An 18857-nucleotide genomic window follows, 5' to 3' on the forward strand; every position below is an offset into this window, starting at 1 on the left:
AGATTGTCTTAGCATAGCTACTATTTCTTGACCTAATACATTAGTAGTTACTTCAACCCCACCTTTAGCATTAGCAACTTCAGTGGTAAAGTCTAAGGCTTTATAGCTATCAAATACTCTATTAATTTCATTCATATTAGAACCAACTTTTTGTTCTAATACATTTAGCATTTCATTTAATACATTTTTTAATTCTATTAATTGAGGATTAGCAGGAATTGCACTAATTCTTGCTGTTAGATTACCACCTTCAACCTCTCTAACGGTTTCTACTGATTGTTCTACTGCTTTAGCATCTTGTTCTAATGCATTTTTAGTTTTAGTGATGTTTTCATTAATAGCTTTTGCTATAACTCCAAATTCATCGTTACTCTTAACATCTATCATAGTAGAATCTTTAGTTTTATGATTGATAAAATCAAAGAAAGAACTAAGACCATTTTGTATAGCTTGTAAAGGTGATAGATAATAAGAGATGATAAAATAAAGTAAAACAATACTTGCAATACTTGTAAAAATAACTATAATAGTTTGAATGTAAGCTATTTTTAGTGCAGGTGTTTCTATTACTTCTACATCTTCACCAGCACAAGTTGTATAACCATCAATTTTTACACAAATACCAAATCTATCGCCACCATTTTGAGTGGTATAATTAAAAATATTATAATCTCCAGCATTTTCATAAGCTTTAGCTACTGTAACTATATCTGGATTTTGCTCTCCACCAACTAATGATTTATCAGTTGATGCAAATACAGTATAAGCATGATCAAATACAAAAGTTCTTCCTGGTAATTCGTTAAATTTTTCTTGTAAGTCTTTAACTAAAACATCAATTGCTAATACCCCTATAAATTTACCATCTTTAATTAAAGGCATAGCATAGGTAAAACATGGCAATCCTGTTGTTGCATCAATATAAGCTGCTGTGATATATAAGCCATTTTTCTTTCTAGCTTCTATATAAAATTCTCTTGTGGTAGCATCATAATTGTCAGCTTTTCCATAAATTCCATAGTCTAAGCCTTTACTATCGCTATCTGGATCGCTTACTATTAATTCTCCATTTGATTGAGCTATATAGACAGCCAAATAGCTGTTTATATCTCTAACGGTTTTAAGTAAATCGCCTGTGTTTTCCATAAGCTTTTCTTGGGTATTAAGTTCGTTATATGGAAGTCTTAAAATAGCTTGAGAAAGTTGCTCTAAAGAATGAGTATGGAGACTTTTAAAATCTCTCATTGATTTTTCTGCAACTTTTACATAGTTAGTTTCAGCCTTAACCACCTCATGATTTAAAGCTTTTTTTGTAAAAATAAAGCTAATAATTCCAAGTACTATCAAACAGATGATAGCTATAACATTAGCAATTAATGAAATTTTTAATTTAATACTTTTCATTAAATAACCTCCTTTTTTTATTTGCAATGTTGAAATTTGGTTTTATTATAACATTAAAATCAAAAATGTACAAATATTATCTAAATGATAAATTTTTATATTAATGTTTTTAAGAGTTTAGAGCATGCCTGTGAGAGTATAATATAAGTCTCATTAAAATCTCCGCTATACCAAGGATCAGGAACTTCATCATATCCTAATTCTAAAGCATAAGAAGTGATTTTGTGAATTTTGTGTTTAAAATTTGGAAAATTTTTAACTACATCATTATAATTAGAATTATCCATAACGATAATAAGATCATTTTCTTCACACATTTTTAAGCTTAGCTTTTGACTGCAAAATGGCTTGGAGTTGATATTTTTACTATTTAACATGGCTTTGGTTTTATAGTGCATATCCTCTCCATCATGATAACCTGAAGTGCCTGCGCTAGAAACAATAAATTTATCATTTAAATTTGCTTTTATTAAAAGATCTTTCATAATAAATTCAGCCATAGGGGAACGACAAATATTCCCTAAGCAAACAAAAATAATTTTAGTCATTTTTTCCTCAAAAATTGTGTAGTTTTTTCAAAATTATAGCAGTATTTCAAAATATTTTTTAAGATTAATTAAAACTAAGATATAATTTTTCATTAATGGGGAGCTTTTGCTGAGAGGAAGTTAGACTTCGACCCTTGAGAAGTTTGGTAATGCGAACTTTGAATTCTTGCAAAAACTTTCCTTTTTTATAAAAAAGGATAAAAATGATACAAGCAAAAACAAAAACTAAAATTCCTATCTTAACTATAGCAGGAAGTGATTGTAGCGGTGGGGCTGGCATACAAGCTGATTTAAAAACTTTCAGCGCTCATGATTTATTTGGTATGAGTGTAGTTTTAAGCGTTGTGGCTGAAAATACTGCAAGGGTGATTTCTTGTTTTGATATACCCACCAAGATAATAGATGAGCAAATGTTAGCAGTTTATGAAGACATAGAGCCAGCTGCTGTGAAAATTGGGATGCTAGGTTCAAAAGAAATTATAACTTGCGTAAAAGAAAATTTATTACGCTTTAAAGCCAAAAATGTAGTGATTGATCCTGTGATGTTTGCAAAAAATGGCTATGCTTTAATGCCTTTGGAAAATTGTCAGTTTTTTAAAGATGAAATTTTATCTTTAGCTGATGTACTTACGCCAAATATACCTGAGGCTGAATTTTTATGTGATTTTAAAATACTTAATGAAGAGGGTATGAAAAAAGCTGCTATAAAGCTTTTCAAAGAAGGTGCAAAAAGTGTTTTGATTAAAGGTGGGCATAGTAAAGATAATACTAATGATGTTTTTTATGATGGAAAGGAATTTAGTATTTTTAAAGCAGAAAAAATCAACACAAAAAACACACATGGCACAGGTTGTACATTAAGTTCAGCTATAGCTAGCAATCTTGCCTTAGGTAAAGAAAAGCATGAAGCTATAAAGCTTGCTAAAGATTATGTATATGGGGCTATATTAAATTCCTTAGCGCTTGGAAAAGGTTGTGGTCCAACAAATCATTTTTATCAATTTGATAAGGAATAAAAATGATTAAAATAGTAAGAGAAAAAAATCCTTTGATTCATCATATTACTAATTATGTTACAGCTAATGATTGTGCGAATGTAACTATAGCAATGGGAGCAAGTGCTGCTATGGCTGATTTTTATGAAGAACAAACTGATTTTGCTAAAATAAGCTCAGCCTTAGTATTAAATACAGGCACTATTAATCAGCTTGTAGCAAATTCTATGCTAAAAGCAACCAAAGAATATGCTTTATTAAATAAACCTATAGTTTTTGATCCTGTTGCTTTGGGTGTGAGTAAGGCAAGAGACGGGATTAATTTTGAATTGCTTAATCTAAAAGGTATTAGTATTGTTAAAGCAAATGCGTCTGAAATGGCTAGTGTTATAGGTTTAGATGGTAAAGCAAGAGGGGTTGATAGTACTTTTGTAATTAATGATGAGTTTTTAGAAAAAGCTAGAGAATACTCATATAAAACTAAGCGTGTTTTAGCTATAACTGGAAAAATTGATTATATTATAAATCAAGAGCGTATTGCAAAAGTTTATAATGGTTCTATCATGGCTACTAAAATAACTGGAGCAGGTTGCATGTGTGCTTCTTTGTGTGGGGTTTTTGCAGGAGCATTAGAAGATAAATTTCAGGCTAGTTTATATGCTTTACTAAGTTTTGGTATAGCTAGTGAAATCGCTCAAGAACTTTCTAGTGGAAGTGGTAGTTTTAGAGTGAATTTAATCGATGCTTTAAGTAATTTAAATGATGAAGAAATTAAAAAAAGAGCTAAATATGAAATCATTTAAAATTTATCTTGTTGCAAGCAAGGGTGAGAAAAGTGAAAGTGAGTTTTTAAATATTTTAGAAGCTTCTTTGAAAGCTAAGATTGATATTTTACAACTTAGGGAAAAAAATCTTAGCACTTTAGAATTTTATAATCTTGCTTTAAAAGTTAAAACTTTGTGTGAAACATATAATACGCCTTTTGTGATAAATGATAGAATCGATATAGCCATGGCTGTGAATGCAAATGGAGTGCATATAGGTCAAAAGGATATGCCTTTAAAAAAAGCAAGAGAACTTTTAGGTGAAGATAAAATCATAGGACTTACGATCAATCATAAAAGTGAGCTTGCTAATACTCAAGGCGCTACTTATCTTGGAGTAGGGGCTGTTTTTGCTACGCCTAGTAAGCAAGATTGTGTTGTACTTGGTATAGATGGATTAAAAGAAATTACTAGTTTAAGTTCTTTACCTATTGTGGCTATAGGTGGGATAGATGAAACTAATTTAAATTTGCTTAAAGACTGTAATATACAAGGTATAGCTGTGGTTAGAGCAATAATGCAAGCAAGTGATCCTTATATGGCAACTTTAAATTTAATATCAAGTTTTGATAAAACTTTTATAGGAAAATAATGATTTATTTTATAGGGGATAAAGAATTTGATGGCGTTAAGACTATAAGATTAAATGAAATCAAATTTCTTGATTTTGAAGTGAATTTAAAAGAATTTGATTGTTTGATCATTAGCTCTAAGAATGCACTCAAAGCATTAATGTCAAGTAAAAGTAAAATTGATTTTGATATTAAACTTTATGCCGTGGGGCAAAAAAGTGCTGATTTTGCAAAAGAACTTGGTTTTAAAAATGTCAAATATCCCAGTAAAGCTTATGGTAAAAATTTAGCTAGCGAGTTTTTATCTGAGTTTAAAAATAAAAAATGTCTTTATTTAAGAGCTAAGAAAATTAGCTCAGGCCTTGATGAAGTTTTATTAAATGAAAATATCTCTTTAAAACAATTAATTGCTTATGAAAACGTAGCCATAGAGCCTAAAAAAGATGAGTTAAAAATACAACATCCTAGTGTTTTTATCTTTAGTGCTCCTTCAAGTATAGAGCAATTTTTGAAATTTTTTGCATTAAAAAACGAAGATAAAGTTGTAGTTATAGGTCAAAGTACAGCTTTAAAGCTCCATAATTTTAAAAATTTATATATATGTGAAAAGCAAGATCTAAACTCTTGTTTGAAATTAGCTAAGAGTTTAGATTTTTAAAAGTATTATATAGTAAAATTGAAGCAATAAAAATCATACAAATATCGCCAACTAAAGTAGCTAGCCAAACTCCATTAATCCCTAAAAATTGCGTTAGTATAGATAAAGATAAAAATGGAAAAATAAGACTTTGGGAAATAGAAATTCCTAAAGAAAGTAAAGGTTTATCAAGTGCTGTGAAAAATGAAGCGCAAAGTTTTCCAAACCAAGAAAATAAAAACGAAAAAGAAAAAAATATTAAGGCATTTTGTGCTATATGGATAAAATCTTGGTTGTTATCTTTGTTGAAAACATTTACTATAAGGTTATTGAAAAAATAAACAAATAAAAACACTATTGTGCTTACACCCCAAGAAGCAAAAAACATTCTTTTAAAAATAGCTTGAATTCTTGCAATATTTCTGTGCCCATAATTATAACTTAACGCAGGTTGCATAGCATCACACATAGCCAAAACTAGCATGAAAACAAAAGTACTAAGATATAAAATCACTGAAAATGCTGCAACAGCTGTACTTCCAGAGAGTTCAAGCAAGAAAGCATTAGCTAAGATGGTATAAAAAGAGCTGGAAATATTAGAAAAAAATTCAGATGAGCCATTGTAGAGTATATTTTTTAGTATTTGTAGCTTGATTATTGGCTTTTTAAATTTTAAAACTAAATCTTTAAAAACAAAAGGTAATATTCCCAAAACGCTTCCTAAAAACATACCTATACAAGTTGCTAAAGCTGCTGAAAAAAGTTCCCAATCAAAAACCACTATAAAAAGCCAATCAAGAAAAATATTACTCAAAGCAGTAACAACATTAACTACCATACTATAAAAAGTTTTTCCGCATATTCTAAGATAATTATCCATAGCAAAAGCTAACATTGTAAAGGGAGCAAAAACAGCAAAAATTTGCATATATTCAGTAGATAAGCTTTGAATATTCTCATCAGCTCCCATAAAAGCACTTAATGCTTTTGCTAAAAAAAATCCTAAAATTCCCATTAAGCAAGAAATTGCAAAAATAAGAACTATGCAAAAAGAAAAAATAGCTCTTGCTTTTTCAATTTTTCCTTTACCTAGATTAATTGCTATTTGCACCGATGAACCTATGGCTATCATATCAGCCAAAGCAAAGCTTATCATGATAAAAGGCATCATTAAATTCATAGCAGCAAGCGCGTCTGAACCTAGATATTTTCCAACAAAAATTCCATCAATAATCACATAAAGATAAATAAAAGCCATGCTAGCCATATTTGGCAGGGCGCATTTTATAAATAGTTTGGTAGGATTTAATGTAGTGTAAAAATTATGTATTGACATAGGTTTTCCTTATTAAAAATTATTTTATTTAGATTATGCAGATAAAATAAATTTAATAAAGAGATTCTATACCTTCTATGATATCTTTAAAATACGGATCAACAATGATTATAAAAAAATCTCTAAAAAGCATTTATATCACCTAAATTTTAAAAATACAATAAATAAAAGAAATTATATTATAGTAGTGGTTATAAATTTCTTAATATAAAATTTAATAATTTTTATCCGATTTTTATAAACCCACAAAAAAAGGAGCAAGGATGCAAATAAATTCGTATTCACGTGTGGCAGTGGAGTCACAGATTAGCAATAGGAAGGCTGATTCGAATACTAAGCTTGAAGATGCCAATACTAAAAGCGCTAATAGCACAAAAGATATTGATGAGGATAAGCTTAGTAAGCTTGCTAGCATAGGCGGAAAAGGCATAACAGAACTTTATGCTATGAGTTTTATGCAACAAGCATTTAGCATGAGTTCATCTAATGGTCTATCTCAAGCTGGGATTTTTCAAGGAGCTCAGTCTAAGGATTCTTTAACGGCTATTTTATCAAATGTAGATTTTAAAGCTATAGGATATGAAGGTAAAGATATACTTAGTTTAAATGCTGATGAGGCAAAAGAGCTTATTGGGGAAGATGGGTATTTTGGTGTAGCAAAAACATCTCAAAGATTGGCTGATTTTGTTATTAATGGGGCTGGTGATGATATGGAAAAACTTCAAAAAGGTTTGGAAGGTCTAAAAGCAGGATTTGCGCAAGCGGAAAAAATGTGGGGTGGTAAACTTCCTGATATCAGCTATGAAACAATTGATAAAGCTATCGAAAAAGTAACTCAAAAAATCAATGAATTGGGTGGAAATTCTTTAGATATCAATGCATAAATTTATATCCCTAGTTTTAAACTAGGGATTTAGTCTATTTTTAAAACGCTTAAAAATGCTTCTTGAGGTAAATGTACTTTGCCAATAGCTTTCATTCTTTTTTTACCTTCTTTTTGTTTTTCAAGAAGCTTTCTTTTTCTAGTAATATCCCCGCCATAGCATTTTGCAGTTACATTTTTACCCATAGATTTTACATTTTCTCTTGCGATGATTTTATTTCCAATGCTTGCTTGGATAGCAACTTCAAAAAGCTGTCTTGGGACGATTTCTTTCATCGCTTTTACCAGCTCCCTGCCTTTGCTTAGTGCCTTTTCATTTGGCACTATGATGCTTAGTGCATCGACATTTTCACCAGCTACTTTAATATCAAGCTTTACAAGATCACCCACTCTAAATTCAATAGGTTCATAATCAAAACTAGCATAACCTTTAGTGAGTGATTTGAGTTTATCATAAAAGTCCATAACGATTTCATTTAAAGGTATATCATACTCAAGTAAAACACGCTCAGGGGTGATATAATCCATCTTAACTTGCATACCACGTTTGCGATTTAAAAGAGTGATTAAATTTCCTAAATATTCACTTGGGGTTATGATAGTTGCTTTTACATAAGGTTCTTTTATGTGATCGATTTTATTTACTGGAGGCAGCTCGCTTGGGTTTTGAATTTTTAAAACTTCTCCATCAGTTTGATAAATTTCATAAGTAACAGTTGGAGCAGTAGCAATCAAATCAAGGTTAAACTCACGCTCAAGTCTTTCTTTAATAACCTCCATATGTAAAAGACCTAAAAAACCAACTCTAAAACCAAACCCTAAAGCTAGTGATGTCTCAGGTTCATAGGTAATAGAACTATCATTGAGTTTTAATTTATCTAAAGCATCTCTTAAATCTTCAAATTTATCCGTTTCTATAGGGTATAATCCTGCAAAAACAAAAGCTTTGGCTTTTTCAAAACCACCAATGGCTTCTTTTGCCTTATTTTTGGTTAGTGTTATGGTATCGCCCACTTGAACATCAGCAACATTTTTAAGTCCAAGCACGATAACACCCACTTCACCTGATTCTAATTTTTTGGTTTTTATAGGGCTTAATGGATGAGGATAAAAAAGATCTTGTACAAGATGTTTTTTATCTGTACTCATAACTAAAACTTCATCATTTTTAGCTATATTTCCCTCATAAATTCTAACTAAAGCTAAAGCTCCAAGATAATTATCAAACCAAGAATCATAAATTAAAGCTTTAGTAGGTGCTTCATCATCGGTTTTTGGCGCAGGAATTTTTGTGATGATGGTTTCTATGAGTTCTTTTATACCTATACCTGTTTTTGCACTAACACAAATTGCATTAGAGCAATCAATGCCTATAATATGTTCTATTTCGTGCTTAACTTTTTCTATATCAGCTGAAGGAAGATCTATTTTATTTATCACTGGTATGATTTCAAGATCATTTTCTAAGGCTATATAAACATTGGCTATAGTTTGAGCTTCTACTCCTTGTGAAGCATCAACAACAAGTAAAGCTCCCTCACAACTTGCCAAAGAGCGACTTACTTCATAGGAAAAATCAACATGACCTGGAGTATCTATTAAATTTAATACATATTCTTCGTTATTAAGTTTATAATTTAAACGCACAGATTGAGCTTTTATAGTTATACCACGCTCTTTTTCTATATCCATAGTATCCATTACTTGGGCACTCATTTGTCTATCGCTAATTGCACCACACTCGCTGATAATTCTATCGGCTAATGTACTTTTTCCATGATCAATATGAGCTATAATAGAGAAATTTCTAATATTTTTCATCAAAAAACCTTAAGATTGTCTCATTTTTCTTTTTGCTAAACCTATTTGCTCATAAGCATCTATTTCGTTTTTTAAAGTTTTATATCTTTTTTTTAATTCATTATTTAAAAACGAAATATTCTTAGGAGTGGCATTGGCATTTGCTGAAATAGCACTAATAAAATCAAGTTTTCTTTTAGTGGCGCTATCTTTTGGATTAGATCCTAATTTTTGTGAGTTTAAAAACTGCAAAATCAAAGCTTGAATTTCTTGAGAATTTTTTGCATCATTAGCTTTAGATATAAAATCTTCAATGTTAATTATTTTTGGAGTTTTAGTGATATTTGATTTATTGGTGTTTTTATCTTTGTGTGTAAAAAATAAAACTAAAAGAATTCCAAGTATAATAACAATAACTAAAGCAATAATCAAAAATACAAAAAGAGAATTATTCATTTAAAACTTTCCTATAATTTTTTTGCATAAGATTTTTTGAAATAACTTGCTATGCTTAATGCCACCATAAATAAAAAGCCCCAATACACATAATCAGGAATTTTTACTGAATCTCCTGCTGCGTAAGAGTGCATACCAGTTAAAAAGTAATTTACTCCAAAATAAGTCATAATAATCACCCAGTATGCAAACATAGAGCAAACTGCAAAAGTGTATTGATTTGCCCATTTTGGCACCATTCTAATGTGTAAAATAGCCGCATAAACTAAAATACTAATTAAAGCCCAAGTTTCCTTAGAATCCCAACTCCAATATCTTCCCCAGCTTTCATTTGCCCATATAGCACCTAAGAAATTTCCAACTGTAAGTAAGCAAAGTCCTAAGATCATAGCCATTTCGTTGATTCTTGTTGCTTCTGTAATATTTCTTAAAATATTTTCATTATGCTTACCATTGATTTTTAGCATGCATAGTAAAACAAGTACAAATATACCTAATAATGCACATAGTCCTAAAAACCCATAGCTAGCAGTAATAACTGAAACATGTATAGTTAGCCAGTATGATTGCAACACAGGAACTAAGTTGGTAATTTGTGGATCCATTTGGCTAAGATGAGCTACACCTAAAGTAACCCCTGCTAAAATAGAAGTTAAAGAAAGTGCAATAGGGCTTTTTCTGGAAAAGAAAATTCCAGATAATGATAAAGCCCAAGCTATATAAACCATACTCTCATAAGCATTGCTCCATGGTGCGCGACCTGCTATATACCAACGCAAAGCCAAACCTAAAGTATGGATGAAAAATGCCACGATATTAAATACATAAACACATTTAAAAATAAAATCAATGCGTATTTTTGGCAGTAGCATCTTAATAAAAACTATAATTAAAAGCAAAAATCCAGCACAAAGATAAAGAGGGGTAAGATTTACAAAAATTTGACTTTTATTGAAAAAGATTTCTGTGCTAATTTTTTTAGCACTAGGCATAACTTCATGGCCGTATTTTTCTTGGTAATTTTTGATAACATTTAAGTTTTTAGTTGCTTCATCCCAGTTATTATGTACAATGGAATTACTAACTGCATTAAAATAGTTTTCTAAAATACTTTTAACTTCTGCACCTTCTTCACCTTTTAATCCTATATAAGCTTCACGTGGTGCCACCCATTGATTATTTGTGCTATTTTGTAAAGGAATAAATCTAAAAATATCACCTGAGAAAATTAAATTTACAATATTAACCCTTTCATCAAGCTTGATGATTTCTTTATCAAAAACACTTCTGCGGTTTGGATTTTTTCTATTAGCATTTTCTACATATTTTTGTAGTTTATATGAATCTGTAGTGAAAAAATCTTTAAAACTAGTATAGGTTCTAGGCTCAATTTCTAAAATTTTAGAAATTTCTTCATTAACCAAACGACTGCTCGGCATAAAAATAATATCTTTATCATACCATGCACTACCATCAAAAATCATCGATATGATTGTTGCTTCAGCGCTTTGCCCTTGGAATGTCGTTGTTTTATGTATTTTTTCTAAAACTTCCATGGCTAAAGTATTAAAAGGAACCATTCTACCATCAGGCTTTTGCACTATCAAAGAAGCAAGTTCTTTAGCGTGTGCTTCATCTACCTTGATAGGCTCATTTGCGTAAGTATTTTGGCCTGCAAATAAAACTAATATAAAAGCCAAAATAGCACTTGTTTTTTTTAGAGTGTCTTGGTTGATTAATTTAGCTAAGGTTCTAAATCTTGAATGAGGATTTAAAATATTTAAAAACATTCCTAATGTGAGTAAAAAATATCCTATATATGTAGGAATTTTACCCGGATCTTTATTGACTGAAAGTATGGTGCCAAGTTCATCTTGATCGTATGAGCTTTGGTAAAATCTATAACCTTGATAATCTAAAACATTATTCATGAAAATTTTATATTCTAGTTTCTTATCAGCATTGTCAATTTCTACATAACTTGCATAAGACATAGGCGACATCGAACCAGGATAACGTTCTAATTCAAAGTCTTTTAGGTACATTTCAAATGGCATTTCTATTCCTTTAGGACCCCATCTTAAAAAGAAAGGTTGACCTGCTACATCAATGCGAATAGGTGAGTTGTATTCTACTAGGAAAACTTCTTTAGATTCTCCTTTGTAGCTTAGTTTTAATTTTAAAGCATTAATAGCATTTTCTGAAAGTTGAGTTGGCATATATTTAGTGCTTTGTGCAAAATCTTTGAAATTATTTAATAAAGAATTATTCCAGTATTTTGCCTCGCCAAATAAAGAAATCAAAGCATTACGTCCTAGTTCTATCCAACTATTTTTAAACCAAGTAAAAAAGCTTTCATCTTGAGCTTGATTGATACCTTCTAAAGTTTTTTTACCATGCAAGGAAGCAAATTTAACCACTAAATTAATATCATTAAAAGAATACAATCTTAAATCTTTAGCTTGTGCTTTTTGATTTGCTTTTAAAATATTTTCTTTTCCATCACTCATTGACATGTATTTTAAATCAAAATCAGCACTAAGTTTTAAGTCTTTATCGATTTTTATATAAGGACTTGGAACAGAGTCATTTAAAAACGCTATATTAACACCGTTGATATTTTCAATATCTCCTGCTTGAAAAAGCAGTTCTTTAGACTCGTTATTTTGTGAAAGCATTAAGGATAAAAGTGGGGCAGAGTTGTTATCATCGATATAAATTTCTTTTGCATCTAAGATTAAATTTTCGTATGCAATTTGGGCTTTTTCATTAGGCAAGATTAAATCAAATGAAAAATCATTTACAAAAGGTAGGGTTGCAATATATTCAGATTTTGAAGCGCTATATACTTTATCATCTTTTAAGGTTGCTATGTAAATATAACTTTTTGAAGTTTCAATGATGTTGTTTTTTTCATTTTCTCTAATGTGTAAATTTCCTTCAAATCCCATATATCTAGTCATAGCTGAGCCTAGTAATATAAATAAAAATGAGATATGAAAGATTAAAAGTGGTATTTTTTTCTTATTAAACATTTTGTATTTAAAAAGAGCTGCTAAAAGATTGATCCCTAGTATGAGTTGTATAAAACCAAACCAAGAAGAGCTATAGATCATCGCCCATGCTGTTGGCGTATTATAAGCACTTTCTATGAAAGTAGCTAGGGCACAAAATAGGGCAAAAATTAAAAATAAAAAAATAGAAATTTTTATATCCCCAAAAGCTAAAAGTTGTTTTTTCATGAATTAAGCTCCAAGGTATTTTTTTCTAATCTCATCATTACCGATAAGATCTTTTGCGGGTGCATGCATAGCGATTTTACCATTTTCTAAAACATAAGCATAGTCGCTGATTTTTAAAGCTGAAAATGCATTTTGCTCTACTAATAAAATAGTAATTCCTTCTTCTTTTAATTTGACTATAATATCAAAAACCTCCCCAACTATTTTTGGAGCAAGACCTAATGAAGGCTCATCAAGCATTAAAAGTTTTGGCTCACTCATAAGCGCTCTTGAGATAGCTAGCATTTGAGCTTCTCCACCACTTAGAGTTCCTGCAAGGGCATTTTTTTTATCTTTTAATCTTGGAAAAAGTCTATACATTTGATTTTTTAAATGCTCGTAATTTTCTGCATTATTAAAAGCACCAATTTTTAAATTTTCTTCTATAGTAAGATTGATAAAAACCCTTCTTCCTTCAGGCACTAGGGCGATACCTTTTTGAACTAGAGTGTGCGGTAAGTGTCTTTGAGTATCATAGCCTAAAAAGGTTACCTCGCCGGTTTTTTTAACACAATTTAGCATAGCATTAAGTGTTGAGGTTTTTCCTGCGCCATTTGAGCCTATTAAGCTAACTATACTTCCTGTTTTTATAGTAAAATCAATACCTTTAACAGCCTCTATTAAACCATAATAAACATGTAAATCTTTAACTACTAGCATTAAAATCTCCCAAATACGCACTAATTACTTCAGGGTTTTGTACCGCATCGTTTGGTTTTCCCTCAAAAATAGTCTTACCATAATCAAGTACCATAACCCTATCACAAAGCTTATTTACAAATTTCATATCATGCTCTATAAGTAAAACACTAATTTTTTTGTTATCTCTTATGTTAAAAATTAACTCAGCTAAATCATCACTTTCTGTAGAATTCATACCTGCTGCAGGCTCATCTAGCAATAAAAGCTTAGGATTTGTTGCTAAAGCTCTTGCTATTTCAACTTTTCTTTGCTGACCATAGCTTAAACTAGTAGCTTTTTCATCAGCCAAATGAGCAATATTGAGTTGTTCTAAAATTTCATAAGCTGCTTTTTTTGCATTTTTTTCTGCTTTGGAAAATCTTCCAAGGTGCAAAAAAGCTTCAAAAATATTATATTTAATACTCTTATCAAAGCCAATCAATACATTTTCTAAAACACTCATGCTTGAAAAAAGTCTAATGTTTTGAAAAGTTCTTGCTATACCTAGATGAACTATTTTGTGTGGTTTTAAATGATCAATTTTTTTTCCTAGAAAAAAGACTTCTCCGCTACTTGGTTTATAATTTCCTGTAATAATATTAAATAGCGTGGTTTTTCCTGCGCCATTTGGGCCTATAAGTCCAAAAATTTCACTTTCTTTAATAGCAAAAGAAGTATTTGCTATAGCGCTAACTCCACCAAAATTTTTATGAATTTCTTTAAGTTCTAAAATCATTTTTTCTTCCTTTTAGAAAACTTAAATAAAATATCCGTTAGTTCTTTATCGCCCATTATTCCTCTTCTTGCAAAAAGCATTACTAAAATCAATATAACAGAAAATACAACCATTCTAAGACCAGGCATAGCAGGAGTTTCATAGCCAAAAATATTCATACTTTCATCTAAAAATCTTAAATACTCACTTCCACCTATTACCAAAATAGCTCCAATGATAGCACCGGTAGTTGACCCTAAACCACCTAAAACAATGATGATTAAAAGTTGGAAGGTAAATAAAAAGTCAAATTGCTCAGGCGAAACTGAAGCTAGCGCACAAGCAAGCAAGCCTCCACCGACACCTTCTAAAAACGCTGAAGTGCTAAAGGCTAAGGTTTTAATATTAAAGGTGTTTATACCCATTGCTAGCGCTGCATCTTCATCATCTCTTACAGCTTTCATAGCTCTACCAAATTTTGAACTAACAATGTTTAAGATGATAACAACTGAAAATATAGCAATCCCACCACTCCAGTATAAAGTAGTGTGTTTAGGAATGTCGTTTAAGCCTAAAGAGCCATTTGTAACAGAAGCAAAGTTAATCGCCATAAGTTTAATAATGATACCAAAACCTAGTGTTACAATAGCTAAGTAATCCCCTCTAACTCTAAATACTGCAAAAGCCAAAACTAAAGATAAAAGCATAGCGCAAAGTCCAGCAGCAAGTAAAGCCACAATAAAACTTGGTGAATGAATCATCAAAATAAAACTACTTGGATCTTCTAAAGAAAACTGATCGATTTTGCTTTCACTTGTAAGTAATACTAAAGCTGCAACATAAGCTCCTATAGCTACAAAGCCATTTGGTTCTAGTGAAAATTGTCCTGTAACCCCGTTGATAAGATTATAGCTTACTGCTAAGATAACAAAAATAGCAATATTGCTTAAAATTCCTATTTTATAATCATTGAAAAAATAAGGAGATATAAAAAGAAAAGCAAGCGCTATGATAAAAAAACTTAAATGTGTAATTTTTCTTGCAACCATCTTAAAACCTACTTTTTTCAAAATTTATGCCCAAAATTCCGGTTGGTTTAAAAAGCAAAATCAATACTAAAAAGATAAACGCAAAAGCATCTTTAAAACCAGAAAGATCGGGGAAAATAGCAACTACAACAACTTCTGTAAATCCTATAATCAAACCACCTAATACCGCTCCAGCAACCGAACCAATACCACCTAAAACAGCAGCGCCAAATGCCTTGAGCCCTATAAGAGTTCCCATGCTAGGTTCAACAGAAGGATAACTAACAGCCCAAAAAATACCACCAATAGCGGCTAAAGCTGAGCCTAGTGCAAATACAATAGCGATAATACGATTTGCATCAATTCCCATTAAATTTACAGTATGAATATCAAAAGCTAAAGCTCTAATAGCAATGCCATATTTGCTTTTATAAAGTATGAATAAAACCACTAATAGTATAAAAAATGTCAAAATAGGCACTAAAATACTATTGATGCTAATGCTGATATTATTAAAATTAATCACTGTTTCAAGATAATTTGGCACAGGAAAATATTTTGGTGTTGAGCCAAATAAGACATTAAATACATTTTGTATTAAAAAGCTTATACCTATGGCTGTAATAAGTAAAGAAATTCTAGGTGCTTTTCTTAAAGGCTTATAAGCTACTCTATCAATAGCTATACCTAAAGCTGCTGCAAATAACATAGCCAAAGAAAGAGCTCCTAAAAAAGGCACATTCATACTTGTGACACAAAATAAAGCTGAGTATGCACCTACCATCATGATATCGCCATGTGCAAAATTAATCAATCTTAAAACACCATAGACCATTGTATAGCCTATAGCAATAAGTGCATACATGCTACCTAAGCTAAAACCATTTATAATTTGCTGTAAAATTAAAGAACTATCCATTGAACCTCTTAAAATTTTATTTACGGAAGAATCGTATCTTTATAAATTTGTTTTTGATTTTCTATTGATTTTATAACAATTGAACGCGTAGCATTCCCTGTTTTGTCAATGTTAATTACTCCACTAACACCTTCAAATTTTGAAGTAGCGTGGATATTGTTATTAATGCATTCACTGTTAAAATCATTAACACATTTTTGCATAGCTTCAAAAATCACAAAATATGCATCTGCACCCATAGCTGTGAAATTTGGAACTTCTTTGCTTTGTTTTTCTTTTTCATAAGCTAGTATGAAGTCTTTTGAAAGTTGTGTTGGTGGGTTGTTATAATCAAAGCTATCGGTAAATAAATATCCTTCTGTAGCATCTTGAGCTAAATTAATAAAGGTTTCATCAGCAACTCCATCTGCTGAACCCATAGGGATATTTATACCCATTGCTTTTGCTTGTCTTGCAAATAAAGAAGCTTCGGTATAATATACTGGAAGATAAATAAAATCAGGTTTTAAATTTTTAATTTGTGAAAGAATAGCTTTAAAGTCTTTATCGCCTGCTGTGATTCTAAATTTATCTAAAATTTTTCCACCTTGCTTGCTAAATTCTTTTTCAAAGGCTCTAGTTAAACCCAAAGAATAATCCGCGCTTTGATCGCTAATTATCACAGCTTTAGTATAGTTAAGTTTATTTTTTATATAATTAGCTAAAGATGAGCCTTGGAAGCTATCCATAAAACAAACTCTACTAGCATATAATTTTTTATTTAAAATTTTATCAGCAGTAGCTGCAGGAGCAACCACTGGGATCTTTTTTTCTTCGCCAATTCTTATCACTTGTAAAGTATTAGCTGTTAGCATTTCACCAATTAGCGCATAAGCTTTGTTTTGTGAAACTAATCTTGTGCTAGCATTGGCACTTTCTATTTTATCACCTTTTGTATCTACTACTACTAAATTTACTTTATCTCCATTACTTAGAGTGTTTTTCATGGAATTTGCAATTTTCACTCCATCTAAAGCACTTTGTCCATATGCTGCCGTAGAACCTGTTAGAGGTAAAACTACGCCAATGTTGATTTCTTTTGCTTGTATAATATTGCAAGCTATGACAGATAATATAGCTATACTAATTTTTTTCATAGTTTACCTTTCAAGGATTGATAATAGTTTTATATACTTGTTTTTGATCTTGTATTTCTTTTATAATTACAGAACGACTCGCATTACCACTAGCATCTATGCTTATAATCCCACCCACACCTTCAAAATTACTGGTTGAGTGAATTTTTTCATTAATGCATTGTGCATTAAGATTGCTAGCGCATTCATTCATTGCATTTACCATTACATAATAAGCATCAGCTCCCATAGCAGAAAATGCTGGAAGCTCTTTGGTGCCATGATCTTTTTCATAAGCATTGATGAAATTTTTAGATAAAGTTGTTGGAGGATTGTTATAATCAAAACTATCAGTAAATACTACTCCATTTACAGCATCACCACCAAGCTCAATAAATGTTTTATTGTTTACCCCATCTCCTGCGCTTAAGAGTTTGTTAAATCCAACTGCTTTTGCTTGTCTTGCTATTAAGGCAGCTTCTGGGTGATAAATTGGCATATAAACAAAGTCTGGATTGATACTTTTAAGTTGAGAAACAATAGCTTTAAAGTCTTTATCGCCTGAAGAAATGGTTAATTTTTTAAGTACTTTTCCACCATTTTGCTTAAATTCTTTTTCAAAAGCTCTTGCTAGACCCAATGAATATACATTGCTTTGATCAACTATAACAACCACGCTTTTTAAATTTAAATCTTTGTAGGCATAATTAGCAAATTTATCTCCTTGAAAGCTATCCATAAAACAAACTCTACTAGCATAGCTTTTTTTGTCTAAAAGCTTATCGCCTGAGGCAACTGGAGCTATAGCAGGAACTTTTCTTTCTTCGGCTATGGATAAAACTTGCATAGTATTTGGTGTAACAGCTTCGCCTATAAGCCCCAAAACTTTATCTTGAGAGATAAGTCTAGTAGTAGCATTTGCTGCCTCTATTTTATCACCTTTAGTATCAATAGCTATAATTTTAATACTATCTCCATTTTTTAAATTTGGATTTAAAGTATTGGCTAGTTTAATGCCCTCATATACATCATTACCATAGGCTGCTAAAGCGCCAGTAAGCGGCAAAACAACCCCTATTTTTACCTCTGCAGCATAAATTGAACTAGCACAAAGTAAGCTAGCTAACAGTAGATTTTTTTTCATGAAAACTCCTTTTTGTTATTTTAAAAATGTATTGTGTTTAGTTTTTGGTGCTGGCTCTTCTTCTAAAAGATCTTTTTGATTAAGCTCTATAGAAAAATTTTGTCCTTTTAAATAAGCTATGATGTGGTTCATATCACTATCACTTAATTTTTTAGCATACAAACTCATTTGGATATTATCGCTTGATTGATTTTTAAAATATCCATTAGCATAATCTTTCAAAGCACCTTTGATTTCTTCTGGACTTAAGTCTTTAAGAGCTCTTTTGCCATAAGAATTTTTTTCTCCATTCTCTCCATGACAAGTATTACATTTGTTTTTAAAATATATCTCTTTAGCTTTTCCTAAGTCATAACTAATGTTATCATTAAAAGTATAAGTAAATAAAGATTTTACATTAAAAGCTAATAGTGAATTAAAAAATAAAACACTTACAATAAACAAGCGCAACATAAATATAACCTTTTTTAATATATAAATAAAGCTCGATTATATCTAAAAAAAATAAATAATCTCACT

18 protein-coding genes are annotated in these 18857 nt (G+C 30.7%); 5 read left to right on the top strand and 13 right to left on the bottom strand.

Going from position 1 to position 18857, the window contains the following annotated elements:
• Positions 1-1404, bottom strand: a 1404-nt coding sequence (locus tag L8X36_RS07495; protein WP_263683257.1) for a PDC sensor domain-containing protein, incomplete at its 3' end; no start/stop codon positions are given.
• Between the two features lie 95 nt (positions 1405-1499).
• On the bottom strand, positions 1500-1952 hold the full coding sequence (locus tag L8X36_RS07500; RefSeq protein ID WP_263664248.1) for a low molecular weight protein-tyrosine-phosphatase: 453 nt from the start codon (positions 1950-1952) through the stop codon (positions 1500-1502).
• A gap of 206 nt (positions 1953-2158) precedes the next feature.
• On the opposite strand from L8X36_RS07500, the gene thiD reads away from it, so the two are divergent.
• From thiD to L8X36_RS07520, 4 genes are read left to right on the top strand one after another with little or no spacing between them, the layout of a single operon-like run.
• Positions 2159-2968: a bifunctional hydroxymethylpyrimidine kinase/phosphomethylpyrimidine kinase gene (gene thiD / locus L8X36_RS07505; RefSeq protein ID WP_263683270.1), complete on the top strand. Its 810-nt coding sequence runs from the start codon at positions 2159-2161 to the stop codon at positions 2966-2968.
• 2 nt (positions 2969-2970) lie between these two features.
• Positions 2971-3750, top strand: coding sequence for a hydroxyethylthiazole kinase (gene thiM / locus L8X36_RS07510; protein ID WP_263683258.1), 780 nt, complete (start codon positions 2971-2973; stop codon positions 3748-3750).
• The gene (gene thiE / locus L8X36_RS07515) at positions 3737-4363 is read left to right on the top strand and encodes a thiamine phosphate synthase (protein ID WP_263683259.1); all 627 of its coding nucleotides are present in this window, start codon (positions 3737-3739) and stop codon (positions 4361-4363) included. Before thiM ends, thiE begins: the two co-directional genes overlap by 14 nt.
• Positions 4360-5001, top strand: coding sequence for a uroporphyrinogen-III synthase (locus L8X36_RS07520; RefSeq protein ID WP_318530090.1), 642 nt, complete (start codon positions 4360-4362; stop codon positions 4999-5001). The genes thiE and L8X36_RS07520 overlap by 4 nt, the downstream gene beginning before the upstream one ends.
• Here the strand turns inward: L8X36_RS07520 and L8X36_RS07525 are convergent.
• Positions 4982-6310, bottom strand: coding sequence for an MATE family efflux transporter (locus L8X36_RS07525; RefSeq protein WP_318530091.1), 1329 nt, complete (start codon positions 6308-6310; stop codon positions 4982-4984). The two genes, L8X36_RS07520 and L8X36_RS07525, sit on opposite strands and share 20 nt — an antisense overlap.
• A gap of 269 nt (positions 6311-6579) precedes the next feature.
• On the opposite strand from L8X36_RS07525, the gene L8X36_RS07530 reads away from it, so the two are divergent.
• A complete protein-coding gene (locus tag L8X36_RS07530) occupies positions 6580-7200 on the top strand; it encodes a hypothetical protein (protein WP_263664244.1) in 621 nt (206 codons plus the stop codon).
• Positions 7201-7229: 29 nt separating this feature from the next.
• Here L8X36_RS07530 and lepA read toward each other — a convergent pair whose 3' ends face one another.
• Genes lepA through L8X36_RS07580 form a run of 10 tightly spaced genes read right to left on the bottom strand, consistent with a single transcriptional unit; the run spans position 7230 to position 18791 of the window.
• Positions 7230-9020 carry a translation elongation factor 4 gene (gene lepA, locus L8X36_RS07535; RefSeq protein WP_263683262.1) on the bottom strand — a complete coding sequence of 597 codons (1791 nt, stop codon included), beginning with the start codon at positions 9018-9020 and terminating at the stop codon, positions 7230-7232.
• A gap of 9 nt (positions 9021-9029) precedes the next feature.
• Complete coding sequence (locus L8X36_RS07540) at positions 9030-9455, bottom strand: hypothetical protein (protein ID WP_263664243.1); 426 nt, start codon at positions 9453-9455, stop codon at positions 9030-9032.
• A gap of 11 nt (positions 9456-9466) precedes the next feature.
• Complete coding sequence (ccsB, locus tag L8X36_RS07545; protein WP_263683263.1) at positions 9467-12697, bottom strand: c-type cytochrome biogenesis protein CcsB; 3231 nt, start codon at positions 12695-12697, stop codon at positions 9467-9469.
• A gap of 3 nt (positions 12698-12700) precedes the next feature.
• Positions 12701-13396 carry a high-affinity branched-chain amino acid transporter, ATP-binding protein gene (locus L8X36_RS07550; protein WP_039618807.1) on the bottom strand — a complete coding sequence of 232 codons (696 nt, stop codon included), beginning with the start codon at positions 13394-13396 and terminating at the stop codon, positions 12701-12703.
• Positions 13383-14153: an ABC transporter ATP-binding protein gene (locus tag L8X36_RS07555; protein WP_263683264.1), complete on the bottom strand. Its 771-nt coding sequence runs from the start codon at positions 14151-14153 to the stop codon at positions 13383-13385. Before L8X36_RS07555 ends, L8X36_RS07550 begins: the two co-directional genes overlap by 14 nt.
• The gene (locus L8X36_RS07560) at positions 14150-15181 is read right to left on the bottom strand and encodes a branched-chain amino acid ABC transporter permease (RefSeq protein ID WP_263683265.1); all 1032 of its coding nucleotides are present in this window, start codon (positions 15179-15181) and stop codon (positions 14150-14152) included. The genes L8X36_RS07555 and L8X36_RS07560 overlap by 4 nt, the downstream gene beginning before the upstream one ends.
• Before the next feature lies 1 nt (position 15182).
• Positions 15183-16079, bottom strand: coding sequence for a branched-chain amino acid ABC transporter permease (locus tag L8X36_RS07565; protein ID WP_263683266.1), 897 nt, complete (start codon positions 16077-16079; stop codon positions 15183-15185).
• Positions 16080-16099: 20 nt separating this feature from the next.
• Positions 16100-17215: an ABC transporter substrate-binding protein gene (locus L8X36_RS07570; RefSeq protein WP_263683267.1), complete on the bottom strand. Its 1116-nt coding sequence runs from the start codon at positions 17213-17215 to the stop codon at positions 16100-16102.
• Positions 17216-17225: 10 nt separating this feature from the next.
• Positions 17226-18338: an ABC transporter substrate-binding protein gene (locus tag L8X36_RS07575; protein ID WP_263683268.1), complete on the bottom strand. Its 1113-nt coding sequence runs from the start codon at positions 18336-18338 to the stop codon at positions 17226-17228.
• A 15-nt stretch (positions 18339-18353) separates the two neighbouring features.
• A complete protein-coding gene (locus L8X36_RS07580; RefSeq protein ID WP_263683269.1) occupies positions 18354-18791 on the bottom strand; it encodes a c-type cytochrome in 438 nt (145 codons plus the stop codon).
• Between the last annotated feature and the right edge of the window lie 66 nt (positions 18792-18857).

Source organism: Campylobacter sp. CNRCH_2014_0184h, assembly GCF_025772985.1.
In the GTDB taxonomy this organism is placed as follows: Bacteria; Campylobacterota; Campylobacteria; order Campylobacterales; family Campylobacteraceae; genus Campylobacter_D.